The sequence below is a fragment of the Pedobacter aquatilis genome (genome assembly GCF_032678405.1).
Classification (GTDB): Bacteria; Bacteroidota; Bacteroidia; order Sphingobacteriales; family Sphingobacteriaceae; genus Pedobacter; species Pedobacter aquatilis_A.
This window is the reverse complement of sequence record NZ_JAVTSJ010000001.1, coordinates 1,128,063-1,148,049: the sequence shown is the minus strand read 5'-3', so window position 1 is coordinate 1,148,049 and position 19,987 is coordinate 1,128,063. Positions and strand designations below refer to the sequence as shown.

The 19,987-nt window shown below is 39.0% G+C and carries 13 protein-coding genes; 11 read left to right on the top strand and 2 right to left on the bottom strand.

All coding sequences use genetic code 11. The features are described 5' to 3' along the window. Positions 1-14 precede the first annotated feature (14 nt). From R2R71_RS04780 to rhaM, 10 genes are all read left to right on the top strand, one after another. Positions 15-1,361 carry a BNR repeat-containing protein gene (locus R2R71_RS04780; RefSeq protein WP_316830108.1) on the top strand — a complete coding sequence of 449 codons (1,347 nt, stop codon included), beginning with the start codon at positions 15-17 and terminating at the stop codon, positions 1,359-1,361. 1 nt (position 1,362) lies between these two features. Continuing rightward, the gene (locus tag R2R71_RS04775) at positions 1,363-3,537 is read left to right on the top strand and encodes a family 43 glycosylhydrolase (protein ID WP_316830107.1); all 2,175 of its coding nucleotides are present in this window, start codon (positions 1,363-1,365) and stop codon (positions 3,535-3,537) included. Beyond that, positions 3,537-4,661, top strand: coding sequence for a glycoside hydrolase family 88 protein (locus tag R2R71_RS04770; protein WP_316830106.1), 1,125 nt, complete (start codon positions 3,537-3,539; stop codon positions 4,659-4,661). The genes R2R71_RS04775 and R2R71_RS04770 overlap by 1 nt, the downstream gene beginning before the upstream one ends. Before the next feature lie 21 nt (positions 4,662-4,682). Further along, a complete protein-coding gene (locus tag R2R71_RS04765) occupies positions 4,683-5,930 on the top strand; it encodes a DUF2264 domain-containing protein (RefSeq protein WP_316830105.1) in 1,248 nt (415 codons plus the stop codon). Positions 5,931-6,285: 355 nt separating this feature from the next. Next, positions 6,286-9,282, top strand: coding sequence for a TonB-dependent receptor (locus R2R71_RS04760; protein ID WP_316830104.1), 2,997 nt, complete (start codon positions 6,286-6,288; stop codon positions 9,280-9,282). Between the two features lie 11 nt (positions 9,283-9,293). Then, on the top strand, positions 9,294-10,919 hold the full coding sequence (locus tag R2R71_RS04755) for a RagB/SusD family nutrient uptake outer membrane protein (RefSeq protein WP_316830103.1): 1,626 nt from the start codon (positions 9,294-9,296) through the stop codon (positions 10,917-10,919). Positions 10,920-11,025: 106 nt separating this feature from the next. Beyond that, a complete protein-coding gene (locus R2R71_RS04750) occupies positions 11,026-12,141 on the top strand; it encodes a glycoside hydrolase family 43 protein (RefSeq protein ID WP_316830102.1) in 1,116 nt (371 codons plus the stop codon). Positions 12,142-12,257: 116 nt separating this feature from the next. Continuing rightward, the gene (locus R2R71_RS04745; RefSeq protein ID WP_316830101.1) at positions 12,258-14,084 is read left to right on the top strand and encodes a beta-galactosidase; all 1,827 of its coding nucleotides are present in this window, start codon (positions 12,258-12,260) and stop codon (positions 14,082-14,084) included. A 47-nt stretch (positions 14,085-14,131) separates the two neighbouring features. Beyond that, the gene (locus R2R71_RS04740) at positions 14,132-16,081 is read left to right on the top strand and encodes an alpha-L-arabinofuranosidase C-terminal domain-containing protein (protein WP_316830100.1); all 1,950 of its coding nucleotides are present in this window, start codon (positions 14,132-14,134) and stop codon (positions 16,079-16,081) included. 17 nt (positions 16,082-16,098) lie between these two features. After that, the gene (rhaM, locus tag R2R71_RS04735; protein ID WP_316830099.1) at positions 16,099-16,413 is read left to right on the top strand and encodes an L-rhamnose mutarotase; all 315 of its coding nucleotides are present in this window, start codon (positions 16,099-16,101) and stop codon (positions 16,411-16,413) included. A gap of 12 nt (positions 16,414-16,425) precedes the next feature. Here the strand turns inward: rhaM and R2R71_RS04730 are convergent, their stop codons facing one another. Together R2R71_RS04730 and R2R71_RS04725 are read right to left on the bottom strand one after the other, a co-directional pair. Further along, a complete protein-coding gene (locus tag R2R71_RS04730; protein WP_316830098.1) occupies positions 16,426-17,349 on the bottom strand; it encodes a helix-turn-helix transcriptional regulator in 924 nt (307 codons plus the stop codon). 72 nt (positions 17,350-17,421) lie between these two features. After that, positions 17,422-18,291, bottom strand: coding sequence for an SDR family NAD(P)-dependent oxidoreductase (locus R2R71_RS04725; protein WP_316830097.1), 870 nt, complete (start codon positions 18,289-18,291; stop codon positions 17,422-17,424). A gap of 408 nt (positions 18,292-18,699) precedes the next feature. On the opposite strand from R2R71_RS04725, the gene R2R71_RS04720 reads away from it, so the two are divergent. Further along, complete coding sequence (locus R2R71_RS04720) at positions 18,700-19,848, top strand: glycoside hydrolase family 130 protein (RefSeq protein ID WP_316830096.1); 1,149 nt, start codon at positions 18,700-18,702, stop codon at positions 19,846-19,848. Positions 19,849-19,987: the final 139 nt, after the last annotated feature.

Below are 19,987 nucleotides of genomic sequence, written 5' to 3'. Positions count from 1 at the left end.
CCAAATATATCAAATTGACTAACCATAACATCAAATCGAAGTTTTTAGCAGCACTGGTTTTATTTTTATCATGTTTCATATTATCAGGAGGCTTGGCTTTTTCACAGGAAAAGGAAATTAATGTAATCGCTGAAAATGGCTGGGCTAATAATTCGGTTAATGCGGTAATTTTTAGGAAAAACTCGCTGGTAACTTTTAGGAATTACCAGTACGCCGCCTATTACGATAATGAGCAATCAGTTGTTTTGGCTAAGCGAAAAACAGGTGATAAACACTGGACAATTGAGAAAACTCAATATAAAGGCGATGCAACCGATGCACATAAATCGATAAGCATCATTGTAGATGGTTCGGGAATTTTACATGTGGCCTGGGGCCAGCATAATAATAACTTAAATTATGCAAAAGGTACATCGGCAGGTGCTTTAACGCTAGGAGAGAAGCAGTCAATGCTTGCCAAAAAGGAAAATAAAGTAAGTTACCCGGAATTTTACAAGCTGCCGTCTGGTGATTTACTTTTCTTTTATCGTGATGGTGGTTCGGGCAATGGAAACCTGATGATAAACCGTTATGCCGTAAAAAGTAAAACCTGGAGCCGCGTTCAGGATGGAATGATTGATGGCGAAGGAAAACGTAATGCCTATTGGCAGGTTGCAATAGACAAAGCCGGGACGATACACTTATCGTGGGTATGGCGTGAAAGCCCTGACGTAGCCAGTAATCACGATCTTTGTTATGCAAAATCATTTGATGGCGGCTTAAGCTGGCAAAAATCAAACGGAGAAAAGTACCAGCTGCCGATAATCGAGTCGAATGCTGAATATGCTTTAAAAATCCCTCAGAAAAGCGAGTTAATTAACCAGACCTCCATGTATGCTGATGCAAAGGGGAGGGTTTTTATTGCTGGTTACTGGCGTGATCTTCCTAATGATATTCCGCAATACCATATCGTTTTTAACGATGGAAAAAGCTGGAAAGTAAATGCTTTATCATTCAGGAAAACACCCTTTAGTTTGAGCGGGGGAGGAACCAAGAAAATACCGGTTTCACGGCCGCAGATCATCGTTTGGCCGGTAAATAAAAGCTATGCTGCGGGAATTTTATTCAGGGATGCCGAACGGGGAAGCAAAGCTTCTATTGCCTTGAACAAGGATATTTATACCAATAACTGGCAGATTGAGGATTTAACTTCAGAAAGTGTGGGCGATTGGGAGCCCAGTTACGATACCGAATTATGGAAAGATAAAACGATCCTCAATCTATACCTGCAAAACGTTACCCAGGTAGATGGCGAAGGTAAAGCTGATGCAAAACCAACCGCGGTTAAAGTTTTAGAATGGAAACCGAAATCGAAAATTTAGAATGAAAACTTTATCAACAATAAGGCAGATTAAACTCATCTGCTGCACATGGCTGCTTTCAGCACTTTTCCCATTTCAGTTATTTGCGCAAAAAAGTGTTTCATCCGATACCAAAAATGTAGGCTATCTTTTTGTTTACTTCACTGGAAATGATAAAAAGGAAGAAGCCATTCATTATGCAATAAGTAAAAATGGCTACGCTTTTAATGCCCTGAATAATGATGAGCCAATAATTGCCACCGAAAAAATAAGTTCGACAGGGGGAGTACGCGATCCACACATATTACGTGGTGCTGATGGAAAGACATTTTACATGGTTGTAACCGATATGGTTTCGGCCAAAGGCTGGGATAGTAACAGGGCAATGGTATTGCTCAAATCAACAGATTTGGTTAACTGGACTTCATCAATAATCAATATCCAGAAAAGATTTCCCGGAAATGAAAACCTGCTTCGGGTATGGGCACCACAAACTATTTATGATAGTGAAAAAAAGAAATACGTGGTTTACTGGTCTATGAAACATGGAAAAGACCCCGATAAAATTTATTATGCTTACGCCAATGCCGATTTTACCGACCTTGAGACCGAACCAAAACAATTATTTTTTAGCCCAACGAATGGTTCTTGTATTGATGGCGATATAATTTATCACAAGGGTAAATACAATTTGTTTTTTAAGACTGAAGGCAACGGTAACGGTATAAAAAAGGCAATTTCCAATAAACTTACGGAAGGCTATGTTTTAGAAGATAAATACCTGCAACAAACTACTGAAGCCGTTGAAGGAGCAGGTGTATTTAAACTTAACAATAGCGACGAATACATTTTAATGTACGATGTTTACATGAAAGGTAAATATCAGTTTACCAGAAGTAAAGACCTGGAAAACTTTAAAGTAATTGATGAAGATGTTTCTATGGATTTTCATCCAAGGCACGGAACCGTGCTGCCGATTAATCAGGTTGAAATGGAACGTTTAGTCTCAAAATGGTATAGCGCAGCATCAGTTTTGAAATCCCCACAATCGAAATTGATTAAGAAAAATAACGTTGTTTTAGATAGTATAAATAAAAGACTTTTCCTTCCGGTTGATTATGGTACAAACCTTAAAAGTTTCGACCCTGAATTTACTGCTTTTCCTGGTGTTGAAATTTCTCCGAAAGGAAAACTGGATTTTTCAAAAGGGCCGCAAAAAATTACAGTTCGTGTCTTGGGAAAAGCTGCTGTTACTTATCTCGTAGATGTTCAGGTTAATAACAATCCGGTACTAAAAGGTTACTATGCCGATCCTGAAATATTATATTCAAACAAAACAGGTAAATACTATTTATATCCCACGAGCGATGGTTTTACCGGCTGGAGTGGGAATTACTTTAAAACCTTCTCCTCTGTCAATTTAGTCGATTGGAAAGATGAAGGGGTAATACTCGATTTGGTGAAAGATGTAAGCTGGGGAAAAAGAAACGCCTGGGCGCCAACAATAACCGAGAAGAAAGTAAACGGGGATTTCAAATACTTCTACTATTTTACTGCTGCTCAAAAAATAGGTGTTGCCGTAGCTGATCGTCCCGAAGGACCGTTTACCGATAGCGGTAAAGCATTGATTGCCCAAAAACCGACCGGTATTAATGGCGGCCAGGAAATAGACCCTGATGTTTTTACCGATCCTAAAACCGGTAAAAGCTATTTGTATTGGGGAAATGGTTACATGGCTTGCGCTGCCCTTAATCCGGATATGGTTTCTATCGATACCAACTCGATTAAAGTAATTACCCCAAATAAAGATTTTCGTGAGGGCACCGAAGTATTTTTTCGAAACGGTAAATACTATTTTCTTTGGTCGGAAGATGATACAAGAAGTGAAAACTATCGCGTTCGTTATGGCTTTGCCGATTCGCCAACTGGCAATATAACCATCCCGGCAGATAATTTGATTTTAGCCAAAGATGTGCCAAACGGTATTTATGGAACCGGGCACAATAGTGTAATCCAGGTTCCTGGTAAAGATGAGTGGTATATTGTGTACCATCGTTTTACAAGGCCAAAAGGGATTACCATGGGAAATGCTGCGGGTTATAACCGCGAAGTTTGTATCGATAAAATGGAATTCAATCCTGACGGAACAATAAAGAAAATAATCCCAACCCTAACCGGAATTAAACCTGTTAACTAATGAGAAACAAAACCTATATCAGTTTTATAATGCTGCTGTTTGTAGCAATGAACTTAAATGCCCAGAAACTGCCTGGCAAGAAAGAGGTGCTTGCTATTATCGATAAAGCAAATACCTATTGGCAAAATAACAATAAACCTGAAGTACGTTCATTTTGGGATAATGCAGCTTACCACACCGGAAACATGGAAGTTGTAGCCCTTACTAAAAATGAAACCTACCGGAAATACTCAGAAGACTGGGCAATTTATAATAAATGGATGGGTGCAAAATCTACTGATAAAAGTCAGTGGAAATATAAGTATGGAGAAACAGATGATTTTGTGCTTTTTGGCGATTGGCAAATCTGCTTTCAAACCTATATCGATTTGTATCATTTAAAACCTGAAGAGCATAAAATTGCCAGGGCTAAAGAAGTAATGGAATATGAAATGAGTACTTCGCAAAACGATTACTGGTGGTGGGCAGATGGCTTATATATGGTTATGCCTGTGATGACAAAGCTGTATAAAACAACAGGTAACGAACAATATCTTGATAAGCTTTATGCGTATTTTATGTATGCCAACAGCATTATGTACGATAGCGAAGCCAAATTATACTACCGTGACGCGAAGTATGTTTATCCGCAGCATAAAAGCGCTAATGGTAAAAAAGATTTTTGGGCAAGAGGCGATGGATGGGTATTTGCCGGCTTAGCCAAAGTGCTTAAAGATTTGCCTAAAAATGATAAACATCGGGCAGAGTACCTTACCAAATACAAAAATATGGCTGATGCCATTTTGAAAAGCCAGCAGGAACAAGGTTACTGGACACGCAGTATGCTCGATGCTGAACATGCACCAGGACCGGAGACAAGTGGCACAGCCTTTTTTACTTATGGTCTCTTATGGGGTATAAACAATGGCTATCTCGATAAAAAAACTTACTTCCCGCCGGCACTAAAAGCCTGGAATTATTTAACTAAAACTGCTTTGCAGGAAAACGGTAAAATAGGATATGTACAGCCAATCGGCGAAAAGGCAATCCCTGGGCAGGTAGTAGATGCTAACTCAACGGCTAATTTTGGTGTAGGTGCCTTTTTGCTGGCCAATTGCGAAATGTACAGGTATTTAAAAAAATAATCATACAAAATTACAATGAATATGTTTACTAAAAAGTTGCTGATAGGTTTATGCTTTCTGGCAATATTAACGAATAGCGCTTTCGGGCAGAAGAAAAAAACGAGTAAAAAGGCCGAAATTTTAACCGATAGACAATTCTGGCTTCAGCAGATGGATAAGATGGTTAAGCCAGTTCTGTATAATCTGGCGAAAGATAGCTTGCGTATCAATATGCCGCAGGTGACATCTATTCACATTGACAATAAGGAACATCGTATTAAGGTGCAATATGTTGAGGTGCTGGGGAGGGTTTTAAGTGGTATTGCGCCATGGTTACAATTAGAAGGTGGTGATGCTGCCGAAGTTGCACTAAGGAAGCAGTATAGAGATTGGGCGATTCAGGGCCTTAAAAATTCACTCGATTCCAATGCTAAGGATTTCATGAATTACGATATCGGCGGGCAACAGCTTGTAGATGCCTCCTATGTAGCATTGGCTTTTGTACGTGCGCCATGGTTATGGGAAAACCTCGATAAAAAACATCAGGAATTAATGATGAAATCGATTGTAACCACAAGAAGATTTAAACCTGTTTTCTCGAACTGGTTGTTGTTTTCTGCAATGAATGAAGCCTTTTTGGCGAAATTTGGATATAGCTGGGATCCAATGCGGGTAGACTATGCATTGCAACAAATGGAACAATGGTATGTTGGCGATGGTATGTATACAGATGGCAGTACCTACGCATTTGATTATTACAACAGTTACGTTATTCATCCTTATCTGGCAACGATATCAACCATTATCGGCAGCAAAGTGAAAGACTATAATACCATGTTCGAAAAGATTAAGAAACGCAACGAGCGTTATGCTATTATTCAGGAAAGGTTAATTAACACTGATGGAACTTACCCTGCTACCGGACGTTCAATTATCTATCGTGGTGGCGCATTTCATCATTTAGCCGATATGGCATTTAGAAAAGCACTGCCAAAACAATTAAGCCCAGAGCAGGTGCGTTGCGCATTAACAGCTGTAATACGAAAAACTTTAGAGAGCCCGACAACCTATAAAAACGGTTGGTTAACAATTGGCTTATATGGCGCACAACCCGATTTAGGCGATTTCTACAACAACCAGGGTAGTCCCTACATCTCCAGCAATATATTTCTTCCCTTGGGCCTCCCTGCCACCGATGCTTTCTGGGCAAATCCACCTGCAAAATGGAGTGCGCAGAAAATATGGTCGGGTGAAGATTTTCCGAACGATCACAGCGCAGACTTAAGGTAATTCATAGGAACATTCAGCACAAAAGCTTCATAATGTTTTTGTGCTGAAAAAAATAAACGTTCTATTTACGTTTAAAAAAAGTGGAGTTATGTTAAAAAGTGCCTGAAAAGCCATTTTTTAACATAAAAGTGAGAATTTATCCCCTATTAATTACCGTATTACCCCTCACGCTGCAGCTCAATTTTGTAGTTAATTTGTTTAAACCAAATATAAAAAAACTAATGAAAACAGACAGAAAGACTTAAACTGATACGCTCCCTTGAGCGGAAAGATTTTTTGAAAATTAACTCTTCACAAAAATCAACTGATTAAAGAAATCAAACACAAATAAGAACAAACTAACCAAATAGTCATTATGCTAAAAAATTTACTTTCACCACTTAGGTGTGTGCTGGCATTCCTCGCAATATTTCTGATGGCAGAAATAAATCCGATAAGTGCTTTTGCCCAAACAGGAAACGCAGATGTTTCCGGTACAGTTGTCGATGCAAAAGGTTCACCAATTCCTGGGGCAACCATAAAAAATCAAAACACTTCAAAAGTTGCCATCTCTGATGGAAATGGCCGTTATAAAATTGCAGCGGCAAAAGGAGAAACATTGGTATATACTTTTATCGGTTATACCACAAAATCGATTGTTGTTGGCAACGAAATACAATTAAATGTTTCACTAGCAGAGGCTGCTGATAAAACACTTAACGATGTTGTCGTTATCGGTTATGGTACGCAAAAACGATCTGATGTTACAGGTTCGGTGGTTTCTGTACCTAAAGCAAGATTATCTCAGTTGCCTGTTACCAACGTTTTACAATCTATTGAAGGTGCTGTTGCAGGTGTAAACGTTACAACAACATCATCGGTACCAGGTAGCCAGCCAAATGCTTTAATCAGGGGGCAAAACTCTATTACTGCAGGTACTGGTCCTTATGTTGTGGTTGATGGGGTGCCCTTGAGTAAAACAGGCGGTTCGTTGAATGATATTAATCCTAACGATATTGCTTCTGTTGAGATTTTGAAAGATGCGAGTGCTACAGCAATTTACGGTACAAACGGTTCTAATGGTGTAATTTTGATTACAACCAAAAGAGGTACAACAGGCAAACCAGTGATTCGTTACAGTGGTTACGCTGGTTTTGATAACCTTGCACATATCCTGGAACCAAGAAGCGGTGCCGAATACGTACAAAAATATGCTGATTATTTGAAACAAACCGGACAGGTACAAACGAGACCAGTGCCGAATATTGGTGAACTACCTGCTTATAACGCAGGCACTACAACGGATTGGGTTAAAGAAGCAACACAGCAAGGTGTTATTCAGGACCATAACGTTGGAATTTCTGGTGGTTCTCAGGATGTTAAATATTTTATCTCAGGCGATTACCTGAACCAAAAAGGGGTAATTAAAGGTTATGATTTTAAACGTATTGGTTTGCGCTCTAATTTAGATGTTAACGTAACCAGTTTCTTAACTGTTGGAACATCTTTATTCCTGACAAGTAATAACTATGATGGCGGCCGTGCAAATTTACTTTTAGCTACTGCAATGAGTCCTTACGGGCAGGAATATAACGCTAACGGCACTTATACAATTTACCCAATGAATCCGGAGCAGCTTTATGTTAATCCATTGTTGGGTTTAACAACAACGCAAATCAGCAGAACCACAAACATTAATGGAAATGGTTATGCGGAGATTAAGTTTCCTGGAGCATTAACCGGCTTAAAGTTTCGTTTAAATGCAGGTTATACCTATTTCCCTGAAAGAAGAGGAAGTTACACAGGCCGTTTGGCAAATGATTTAAATGGTACGGCAAGTAGCTTTAATGCCTCTACAAACAGTTACACTGTTGAGAATATCTTAACCTATTCAAAAGATATTAAAAAGCATCATTTCGACTTCACGGCATTATACAGTGCGCAGGAACGTAAATATAACTCTACAACAGCCGGAGCAGTTGGTTTTATCAATGATGAGGTTGGTTTAGATAATATTGGCGCTGGCGCTACACAAACAAGTGCTTCATATCGCGACAGGTACGGAATTAACTCACAAATGGGGCGTTTATTCTACTCTTACGACAGCCGTTACCTGTTAACCCTAACAGCTCGTAGAGATGGTTCATCAGTTTTTGGTGCCAATACAACCAAATATGGTGTTTTCCCTTCTGCAGCGCTTGGATGGAATATTATTAATGAAGACTTTATGAAAAATGTTAAAGTTTTCAATAACCTGAAACTTAGATTATCATACGGTAAAACGGGTAACGAAGCGGTAAGTGTTTACAGAACAATTACTACTGACGGAACAGCCCGCTCACCATTTAACGGTATCAGTACAATTGGTGTGCTTGCAGGTAATTTGGGTAACTCTAATTTACAGTGGGAAACAACTAAAACAGCCAACATCGGTTTAGACTTTGGTATTTTTAACAACAGGATCAGCGGTAGTATCGAAGCTTATCAAAATAAAACAAGTGGTTTATTACTAAGCAGAAGTTTACCAATTATTACCGGTTACACCAGTGTTTTAGATAATATTGGAAAAACGACAAATAAAGGTTTAGAACTTACCTTAAATACCCAAAACTTTGTAGGTAAAGATTTCCGTTGGGAAACCATGATTGTTTTTGCAGCAAACAGAAATAAAATAACCGATTTATATGGTGATGGCAAAGATGATTTAGGTAACAGATGGTTTTTGGGTAAACCGATCGGCGTAATTTATGATTACAAAATGACGGGTGTTTGGCAAACTGGTGAAGATGCTTCAAAACAAGACCCTACAGCTAAACCTGGTAGTTTAAAATTTGCCGATTTAAACGGCGACGGTAAAATAACCGGCGATGGCGATAGAATGATTTTAGGTCAGACAGCTCCAAAATGGACCGGCGGTTTAACCAACACCTTCCACTACAAAAATGTTAATTTGAGTATCTTCATCCAGACTGCTCAGGGTATGACGAAAAATAACCCGGATTTACAATATGGTGATGAAACCGGAAGAAGAAATACACCTGCTGAAATTGGTTACTGGACACCTGAAAACCAGAGCCAGACAAGACCGGCATTATCGTATAACAATACATTGGGTTATGGTTATGCATCTGATGCAAGTTACACCAGGATTAAAGATGTTACCTTGAGTTATGTTTTCGGTCAGTCTTTATTGGATAAACTTCACCTGGGCGGTTTAACTGTTTACGCGAGTGGCCGTAACCTTTATACCTTCACAAAATGGGTAGGTTGGGACCCTGAGAATAATTACTCAACAAGGGGCTCGGGCGACTGGACAAACAATTACCCACTTACACGCACTTTTGTATTGGGCTTAAATGTTTCATTACGTTAATTAGAATCATCATGAAAAAATATATAACCATACTCGCATCATTATCAATTCTTTTTGTTGCGTTTTCATCATGCAAAAAAACATTTCTGGATGAGAAACCTTTTTCATCATATACACCATTAACACTAACAGATTCACTTGGATTTGAAGCATCATTAATTGGTTTGTATAACCATACCAGTACCATATTTTCATGGTCTGATCAGCAAGGCTGGCCAAGTGTTTGGCAGGTTGGAACTGACGTAGCCAACGCTACAAATAATCAGCAGGGTGTAGAAATTCCTTATTACAACTATGCTACGCTAACTTCAACAGATAACGGAGCAGCACGTACGTGGAACAGGAACTACATTATGGTTAATTTAACCAATATCATTGTTGATGGTATTGAAAATCCTAGTACAACCAGTTTAAGTGCGAAAGGAAAAAGTTTGGTAAGTGCCGAAGCTAAATTTTTCAGGGCTTATGCCTATAACAATTTAGCAACATTGTTTGGCGGCGTTCCATTAATTACGCATGCTTTAACTGGTCCTAAAACAGATTTCGTAAGGGCACCAATAGCAGATGTAAATAATTTTATCGTATCAGATTTAGTGTATGCAGCGGCAAATCTTCCCGATATCGAATCGGTAAAAACAAATACAAAAGGTAAAATGTATGGTCGAGCGAATAAGTTCATGGCCATGCAGTTATTGGCTGAAGTTTATCTTCGTATGGGTAAGCCAGATTTGGCCGAACAACAAGCACAGGCAATTATTAGCAGCGGTAAATTTAGTTTGATTAAAAGTCGCTACGGTGTAAAGTCAAGTCTTCCGGGTGATTATTATTCTGATATGTTCCAATATGGTAATGAAAGAAGATCGCAAGGTAATACTGAAGCCATCTGGGTATTGGAACAGGAAAACCCAACGAGTGTGGTAGGTGGTATTACTGATAATCCACAACAAAGAAGGGTTTGGGGAGCAGCATATTATAACATTGCAGGTATGGCTATCGCCGATTCATTGGGCGGTCGTTCAATTGGCCGTTTACGTTTAAGTAACTGGGTACTTTATGGTTTGTACAAAGGAAACGATATTCGTAACTCACAATACAATATCCGCAGAAGGTATTACTATAACGATCCGAGTCCTGCTTATGCCGCAAGATATGGTAAACAAGTTCCGTTTACTGGTCCTGATACGCTAATTAACATCTGTCCAAGTACAACCAAATGGGGTGCTTTTGATCCTAATGATACTTTTGGCTATGCGATGATTAAAGATTTTATCCTGATGCGTTTAGGTGAAACCTACCTTTTGCTTGCTGAAGCACAGGTTGCCCAAGGCAAGCTTACCGAGGCTGCAACATCAATCAATGTATTAAGAACAAGGGCTAATGCAGCGCAGGTTACTGCGGCAGAAATGACAAAAGACTTTATTTTAGATGAAAGAGCCAGAGAGTTAATCGGTGAGGAAAATAGAAGAATGACATTGATGAGAACCGGAACACTGGTAGAAAGGGCACTGCGTTTAAACTCAAACGATGCTTCTAAACCTATTACCGGTTTAACTTCAAAAGCCTTGTTATTGCCAATCCCATTGAGCGAAATTCAGCTGAATAAAGATGCTGTTTTAACCCAAAACCCTGGTTATTAATAATATTTTGGTTAGTTTTTCGGGTCGTCTTCGGATGACCCGATTATTAATTAAACACAATCGCTATATTACATTTTTATTTCACAATATATTATAATCCAGGTTTATGTACAGTCGTTTATCCCTTCTCTTTGCTTTAATTTTTAGTAGTTGTTTAGTAAATCATCCGGTTTTTTCTCAGGAGAAATATCAGGATTTCAACCCTGGTAAAATTTGGAAAGATAATAACGGTGTACATATCAATGCGCATGGCGGAGGAATTGTATACAGCAAAGGGTTATATTATTGGTTCGGTGAACATAAAATTGAAGGCGAAAAAGGAAATACAGCGCAGGTAGGTGTTCATTGTTATTCTTCAAAAGATTTATATAACTGGAAAGATGAAGGTATTGCGCTTTCAGTTTCTGAGGATTTGAAAATTGATATTGCTAAAGGCAGTATTTTAGAACGCCCAAAGGTTGTATACAATAAAAAAACGAAGAAGTTTGTGATGTGGTTCCATCTGGAGCTATTAGGCAAAGGTTATGAGGCTGCCCGTGCCGGTGTAGCAGTAGCGGATAAAGTAACTGGGCCTTATACTTTTATTAAAAGTTACCGCCCGAATGCTGGTAAAATGCCTTTCTATGATGCAGCAACACCCGAAGCCGATAAAGTAAACTGCGACAAACCTGCAAACAAAAGCGATGGCTTTTTCTGCCGCGATTTTGCAGGTGGTCAGATGGCAAGAGATATGACCGTTTTTGTTGATGATGATGGAAAAGCTTACCATGTTTTTTCTTCAGAAGAAAATTTCACCTTACATTTAGCTGAACTTACACCCGATTACTTAAGTCACACCGGAAAATTTATCAGGATTTACGTTGGTCAGCAAACTGAAGCTCCGGCTTTATTTAAAAAAGATGGTATTTACTATATGGTTGGTTCTGGCTGTACAGGCTGGGCACCAAATCCGGCAAGGTGGTTTAAGGCCAAATCTATTTTCGGGCCATGGGAATATATGGGCAATCCCTGTGTAGGCCCCGGCGCAGATAAAACATTTGGCGGACAAAGTACTCATGTGCTTCCAGCTCCTGGAAAAAAGAATGCCTTTATTTTTATGGCCGATAAATGGGAACCTAAAAATGCTATCGATGGTCGTTATCTGTGGTTGCCAATCCAGTTTGAAGATGATAAACTAAAAATCGAATGGTCGGATAAGTGGGACCTGAGTTTCTTTAAATAAGAAAATAGAACATCTGAATTTTATTAAAAGAGTACAGTGAATCTGCGTAATAAATGCGCTTAATCAGGTATTCTTTGCACAAAAAAAGCTTTTAAAAATCTACCAAAAATTTCAAAATGAAAAAGAATCTGTTACTAATAATCTGCCTTTGCTTTTCATTAAATGGTTTTAGTCAGCAAATTAAGCATACTTTCGAACTGGGTAAAGAGGCGTTTTTACTTGATGGAAAACCCTTTCAGATTATCTCTGGCGAAATTCATTATCCTCGGGTTCCGAAGGAAGCCTGGAGAGACAGGATGAAGATGGCCAAAGCCATGGGATTAAACACCATTGGAACTTACGTTTTCTGGAATCTTCACGAACCACAAAAAGGAAAGTTCGATTTTTCGGGCAATAATAACATCGCTGAATTTGTTAAAATAGCAAAAGAAGAGGGGCTTTGGGTAATTTTAAGGCCAAGCCCATACGTTTGTGCCGAATGGGAATTTGGCGGTTATCCTTATTGGTTACAAACTGAAAAAGGACTTGTAGTTAGAAGTAAAGAATCACAATATCTTGAAGAATACAGGAAATACATTGATGAAGTTGGTAAGCAGTTAGCGCCACTGCAGGTTAACCATGGAGGCAATGTTTTAATGGTTCAGGTAGAAAACGAATATGGCTCATATGCAGCTGATAAGGAATACCTGGCTATCAACAGGAAAATGTTTATCGATGCAGGTTTTGATGGCTTGCTTTATACCTGCGATCCGGAACCTGATATCAAGGGTGGTTATCTCACCGGCTTGTTGCCTGCAATTAACGGCCAGGATAATCCTGAACGTGTAAAAACGATGATTAATAAATACCATGATGGAAAGGGGCCTTACTTTATTGCCGAATGGTATCCGGCATGGTTCGATTGGTGGGGTGCACCTCATCACACGGTACCTGCAGAAAAATATACTGGTAAACTCGATTCTGTTCTGGCAGCAGGCGTCTCCATAAATATGTATATGTTTCACGGCGGAACAACAAGAGGATTTATGAATGGTGCAAATTATAAAGATATTTCGCCATACGAACCTCAGATTAGTAGTTACGATTATGATGCACCCCTGAATGAAGCAGGTAATGCAACCGAAAAATTCAGACAATTCAGGGCAGTGATCGAAAAACACTTACCAAAAGGAGAAAAACTACCAGCTATTCCTGCTATAAAACCTGCTATAACCGTAAAATCTTTTAAACTTACTGATAAAATTATTCTCTTTAATGCTTTACCTAAGCCTGTAAATAACGATAAACCTTTAACTTTCGAAGATTTAAAACAGGATTATGGTTATATGTTGTACCGTACAAAAATTAAGGGTGGCAGAAAAGGTTTGCTTCAGGTGAAGCAACTTAGAGATTACGCCCTGGTTTTTGTAAACCAGAAAAGGGTAGGTGTTTTAGATCGGAGAACACTTTTAGATAGCCTTGAATTGCAACTTCCGGATGGTGAAGTGCAGCTGGATATTTTTGTTGAAAACATGGGGCGTGTCAATTTTGGAAAGTACTTGCTCGAAAATAAAAAGGGTATAACCGAACAGGTATTATTTGCTGGTGAGGAAGTAAAAAACTGGCAAATGTTTAGCCTGCCTTTCAATAATATTGCTGATGTAGTTAAAAAAACCACAAGTGAGAAAATTAATGAAGGCCCTTCAATTCAAAAAGGTACATTTAACATTGCTAAAGTTGGCGATACTTATTTAGACATGACAGATTGGGGTAAAGGCGTGGTTTGGCTTAACGGGCACAACCTGGGTAAATACTGGGCAATTGGTCCGCAGCAGACACTTTACGTGCCAAAAGAATGGCTAAAAGCTGGTAAAAATGATATCGTTGTTTTGGAATTATTAAAACCTCAGCACGATGTTTTAAATGCTATTGATAAGCCAATACTAAGCAGCATTTCTAATTAATCATAATATTAACCTTAATTAGGACTAGCAGTTAAAAAACTAAAAAGATGTATAAAAGAATAACTTTCCTGTTTTTGTTTGTCTCCTTTTGTGCTTTCGCACAGCAGAAAAATGTAATTGTTGTTTCTGCTGATAAGTCAATAGCTAAAGTTTCGCCATCCATGTGGGGGATATTTTTTGAAGACATTAATTTTGCTGCCGATGGCGGGCTTTACGCCGAGCTGATTAAAAATCGTTCTTTTGAATTTGCTAATCCTTTAATGGGATGGAAAACAGAAGGGAAAGGTAAATTGCTGGTTGTAAATCAAACTGCCGAAAGCCCGAATAATGCGAGGTATATTACGATAGAATCAGGTGCAGATAAATTTTCATTAACTAATGAGGGTTTCCGTGGAATTGGCTACAAGGCAAATGAAACCTATCGGTTTTCACTTAATGGAAAACTGGTTTCGGCAGCACAACCAAAAATTACAGTGCAGTTGCTCGATGCTGATAACCAGGTGATTTCAGAACAAAACCTAACGGGTATTAAGAAGAGTTGGGATAGGATTTCTGTTGAAATCAAAGCTGCTAAAACGGTTCTGAAAGGAAAAATACGCTTATTGTTTTCGGGCGAAGGTACTGTCAATCTCGATTTGATATCACTTTTCCCAACCGATACCTGGAAAGGCAGGCCAAATGGGTTGCGTAAAGACCTGGTACAAAAGCTTGCAGACCTAAAACCTGGCTTTGTACGCTTTCCCGGAGGATGTATTGTTGAAGGCCGTGATTTAGCCAATCGCTATCAGTGGAAAGAAACCGTTGGGGCACCCTTTGATAGGAAAGTTATGATAAACCGATGGAATACGGAATTCGATTACCGTTCTGCACCAGATTATTTTCAAACTTTTGGTTTAGGTTTCTATGAGTATTTCCTTCTTTCTGAAGATATTGGTGCAAAAGCCTTACCCATTCTCAACTGCGGAATGGCTTGCCAGTTTAATACAGCTGAAGTTGTTGCCAATACTGAACTCGACCCATATATTCAGGATGCTGTTGACCTGGTAGAATTTGCCAATGGCGATACCACGACCAAATGGGGGAATTTAAGGGCCAAAATGGGACACCCTAAACCTTTTAATCTTGACCGAATTGGTATTGGAAATGAGCAATGGGGTCCGCAGTATATCGAGAAGTATAAGCTTTTCGAAGCCGTTTTAAAAGTTAAATGCCCAAATGTTCAATTGGTAGGGGCCGCAGGACCTGGTCCGAGTGGTGCCAACTTCGATTATGCCTGGGAAAAATTTAAATCAACAGGTGTCGATTTTATGGACGAGCACTATTACATGTCGCCTGAGTGGTTTTTAAAAAATGCCAGCCGATATGATCATTACGACAGGAAAGGGCCTAAAATTTTTGCTGGTGAATTTGCTGCGCATGATAAAGAAGACAAAGCTGCCGAATCCCGTAATACCTGGTTAAGTGCCTTAACGGAAGCGGCATTCATGACAGGACTTGAACGCAATGCTGATATTGTGCAGATGTCGTCTTATGCACCTTTATTGGCCCATGTTGAAGCATGGCAATGGCGTCCCGATTTAATATGGTTCGATAATTTAAATTCAATAGCCACGCCAAATTACTGGGTGCAAAAAATGTACGCGAATTATAAAGGAACTGATGTATTAAGTGTATTATCGAATGGCAAAAATTTAACTGGCCAGGATAGTTTGTATGCCAGTGCCGTTGAAGATAAAACAAAGGGGCAGCTGATTATTAAACTTGTAAATGCAGGTGCATCGGTAAAAAATTATGATTTATTAATCGATGCCGGAAAACCTTTCGCTAAAAGTGCTAAAATCTTCTCCTTACAAAGCGATGTCCTTTCTGAAATGAACAGCATACAAAATCCTGATCAAATCAAGCCCAGGGAATCAGCTGTAACAAACAACCGGAATAAGATTAGTTTAAAAATTCCTAAATATAGTTTTAGTGTTATTGTACTTGATAAGAAATAACAATCAATTTAAAAGAAATGGTTAGAATCGCGTTTAAAATGAAGTTGTTTCCGGGATACGAATCGGAGTATAAAAAAAGGCATGATGAAATCTGGCCAGAACTCGTGAAGTTACTCAATGATACCGGAATAGCCGAGTATTCAATTTTTCTTGATAAAAATACAAATGATTTATTTGGTGTGCTGAAAGTGGCCGATCCAAAACTTATGGATACATTGCCGGAACAACCTGTTATGCAAAAGTGGTGGGCTTATATGGGCGATATCATGGAAAGCAATGCCGATAATTCACCTGTTTCTTTCCCGCTTGAAGAAGTATTTTACCTGCCATAGTAAATAAAATACTTAATTAAAGGTACGCCTGAATTCGAGCGGAGAAAGTTTTGTTTTCGTTTTGAAAAGCTTGTTGAAAGACTGTGGATGCTCAAAACCCAGGTGGTAAGCCACCTCACTAACTGATAGGCTCGTTGTTGAAAGCTTCTCTTTTGCCTGCTCAATTAATTTATTATGAATATGTTGCTGTGCATTTTGGCCGGTAAGCGAACGAAGCATATCGCTTAAATAACTTGGCGAAACATTCAGCTTTTCTGCCAGGTACTGAACGGTAGGCAATCCATTTAGCACCGGTTGCTCAGCGTTGAAATAGCCATCCAGAATTTCTTCAAGCTGCTGCAGTAAATTATTGTTAGCTAATTTGCGGGTAATAAATTGCCTTTTGTAAAAGCGGTTGGCGTAATTTAATAACAGTTCAATTTGCGCAATAACCACATCCTGGCTAAAATCATCTATACGGCTTTTCAATTCTTTGTCAATCAAGGCAAAAATCGACATGACTGTTGCTTTCTCTTCATCTGATAGGTGTAACGTTTCATTGGTTGAGTAAGAGAAAAATCCGTACTGCCTGATTTTCTTTGCCAATGGGTAATTCCATAAAAAATCGGGATGGATTAATAAGGTGTACTGAGAACAAGCTTCCGGATCATTACTTCCATGATTTCCAATTACCTGGTTTGGCGCAGCAAAAAGTAAACCACCCTCATCAAAATCGTAGTAATCCTGTCCGTATTTTAATTTACCACCTAAACTCGGTTTATATGAAATTTTATAGAATTTTAAAACATGAGATTGAGGCATGTTTTCGATAATAACCCGGTTGGTTGAGCCATCAATCATACTTATTAAAGGATGTACAGGAGCAGGTAAACCAAAAGCCCGGTGTATATCTGCCAGCGAATCCATATTGATAAGATTCAAATCTTCCTTTTTCATAAATTAAATTTAATGCAATTATAGCCGACAATTGCAGGTATTGCCAGCTATAATTAATTGTTTACCTAAAAATTACTTAGCTAAGTTTTGCGCTGCCGAAGCAACTCCATCCCATTCTTCCCAGCTGGCTAATCTTTCTGCATAAGCCTTTTTTACCCATGGAAGATTATTACTACCCAGGTTTATACGAAGAGGAGGGGTTTCTGCATCAACAACTTTAAAGATAGCTTCTGGCGTTGCATTAGGGTCGCCTCTTTCCAATCCGCCAAGGCTTTGGAAAAATTCTGCTTTGAAATCCTGGTAAACTTCAAGGCCATCAGCAAATTTTAATGATTCCTGGCTGCCAAATTCTGTTGCATAAGCACCGGGCTCAATAATCGTTACCTTAATACCAAATGCTTTAATTTCCTGTGCTAAGCTTTCATGGATAGCCTCGAAAGCCCATTTCGACGAACAATAGTAACCAATAACCGGTAAAGTTACATGGCCTAAATTACTGGATGTACCTAAAATATGGCCACTACCTTGTTTGCGTAATAGTGGTAAAGCTGCCTGAATAACACTGATTGCACCAAAAATATTCGTTTCGTACATGGCTTTAATCTGCTCGGGTGTTGCTTCTTCAATGGTACCTACAAGCGAATAACCCGCATTATTCAACACGATGTCCAATTTACCGAAATGATCATGCGCCTTATTAACGGCTGCTTTTACCTGTGCAGCATCAGTTACATCAAGTTCAAGTGTGAGCACGCTTTCGCCATACTGATCATTAAACTCATCAATGCTGGATAAATTTCTTGCTGTAACAGCCACCTTATCACCACGCTCGAGGGCTGCTTTAGCCCAGATACGCCCAAAGCCTCTTGAAGCACCTGTTATAAACCATACTTTATTACCAGCCTGCTTTCTTTCAGCTGTATTTTCATTTTTATTTTCCATAATTATATGTTGTATTAGAACATAACAAAGGTTGAAAATACCAATTCGGGATTTGTAGTCTTATTGAGGAATTAAGTAGCCAAAATGAGCATGCTTACCGTGGTACAAATTATAATTCTTACTCCATTTTTGTGTAGCTATTGCCTTTGTCACAATTATGTTATACTTTGTAGAAACTAAACGATAACCACATGAGTGAAAAAGTTAACTTATTTATCGGCGTATTCACTATCCTTAGCAGCTTAGGGATATTGTTTACCCTTTGTCGGCCTAACCGCAAGGAAGACGAGTAACTGGATTGGGCCGGAGAAATTTGATTACCCGGCCCACATCAATCATGTAACCTCAGTAGTTGGTATTTTAATTCAGGCTATTTTGTATTATCTTGAGAATACATTCCCTGAACAAATGAAAAACATTTACAAAATACTACTCATTAGCCTGCTGGTTTCTTTCAGTCAGGCCATTTATGCCCAGGATAAAAACGTTTTGCCCGACTGGGCCTTAGGCGGATTTCAAAGACCAGCTGGTGTAAATCCAATTATTGCTCCGAGAGATTCATCAAAGTTCTTCGATCCGGTGTTAAAAACAATGGTGCATTGGGAATCGAACGATACATTTAATCCTGCGGCAGCAGTTAAAAATGGTAAAATTGTAGTGCTTTACCGTTCAGAAGATAAAACGGGTATACAAATTGGTATGCGGACATCACGCGTTGGTTATGCTGAAAGTAGCGATGGATTACATTTTAACAGAAAAAGTGTACCGGTTCTTTTTCCCGGAAACGATTCGCAGCATGAATTTGAGTGGCCTGGCGGGTGTGAAGACCCCAGGGTTGCCGTTACTGAAAATGGAACCTATGTTGTTTTCTACACACAGTGGAACCGTAAAACGCCACGCTTAGGTGTGGCTACATCCAAAGATTTGATTCACTGGAAAAAACATGGCCCTATATTTCAGGATGCTTTTGGTGGAAAGTTTTTAGATATTCCGCACAAATCTGCATCCATACTTACCACAATAAAAGCCAACAAACAGGTTATCACAAAAGTGAATGGTAAATACTTTATGTACTGGGGCGAAAGCCATGTTTACGGTGCAAGTTCAGAAAATCTTGTCGACTGGAAACCACTGATTGATGGAAAAGGCGAATTGAAAATACTGGCATCAACAAGACCAGGCTACTTCGATAGCGACCTCACTGAATGTGGTCCTCCTGCAATTTTAACCCATAAGGGCATTATCTTATTGTATAATGGTAAAAACAATCCTGGCGAAAAAGGCGACAAGCGATTTCATGGAAACTCCTATTCGGCAGGGCAGATGCTTTTTAGTAAAACTGATCCGACTAAGCTTATAACACGTCTTGATGTCCCATTTTTAAGGCCTATGGAGCCTTTTGAAAAAAGCGGCCAATATGTAAATGGTACGGTATTTATCGAAGGTATGTGCTGGTTTAAAAATAAATGGTATTTATATTATGGTTGTGCCGATTCGAGGGTAGGTGTTGCTGTTTATGACCCTAAGCACCCAACAACACCTGATCCTATCCAATAAAAAAAAGCCATTGATTGTGTCAATAGCTTTAACCAAATATATGCTGACAGGAAATTACCTGAGGATTTTAGTAATAAACGATCTAATTTAAATTTGGTTTTAAAAAAATATTAATCATTTTTTCGGAAAGAATAATTAC

Bases quoted from the DNA above. Each gene is read 5' to 3' on its own strand.
- R2R71_RS04775 (WP_316830107.1), top strand. From the start codon at position 1,363: ATGAAAACTTTATCAACAATAAGGCAGATTAAACTCATCTGCTGCACA.
- R2R71_RS04770 (WP_316830106.1), top strand. From the start codon at position 3,537: ATGAGAAACAAAACCTATATCAGTTTTATAATGCTGCTGTTTGTAGCA.
- R2R71_RS04765 (WP_316830105.1), top strand. From the start codon at position 4,683: ATGTTTACTAAAAAGTTGCTGATAGGTTTATGCTTTCTGGCAATATTA.
- R2R71_RS04760 (WP_316830104.1), top strand. From the start codon at position 6,286: ATGCTAAAAAATTTACTTTCACCACTTAGGTGTGTGCTGGCATTCCTC.
- R2R71_RS04755 (WP_316830103.1), top strand. From the start codon at position 9,294: ATGAAAAAATATATAACCATACTCGCATCATTATCAATTCTTTTTGTT.
- R2R71_RS04750 (WP_316830102.1), top strand. From the start codon at position 11,026: ATGTACAGTCGTTTATCCCTTCTCTTTGCTTTAATTTTTAGTAGTTGT.
- R2R71_RS04745 (WP_316830101.1), top strand. From the start codon at position 12,258: ATGAAAAAGAATCTGTTACTAATAATCTGCCTTTGCTTTTCATTAAAT.
- R2R71_RS04740 (WP_316830100.1), top strand. From the start codon at position 14,132: ATGTATAAAAGAATAACTTTCCTGTTTTTGTTTGTCTCCTTTTGTGCT.
- rhaM (WP_316830099.1), top strand. From the start codon at position 16,099: ATGGTTAGAATCGCGTTTAAAATGAAGTTGTTTCCGGGATACGAATCG.
- R2R71_RS04730 (WP_316830098.1), bottom strand. From the start codon at position 17,349: ATGAAAAAGGAAGATTTGAATCTTATCAATATGGATTCGCTGGCAGAT.
- R2R71_RS04725 (WP_316830097.1), bottom strand. From the start codon at position 18,291: ATGGAAAATAAAAATGAAAATACAGCTGAAAGAAAGCAGGCTGGTAAT.
- R2R71_RS04720 (WP_316830096.1), top strand. From the start codon at position 18,700: ATGAAAAACATTTACAAAATACTACTCATTAGCCTGCTGGTTTCTTTC.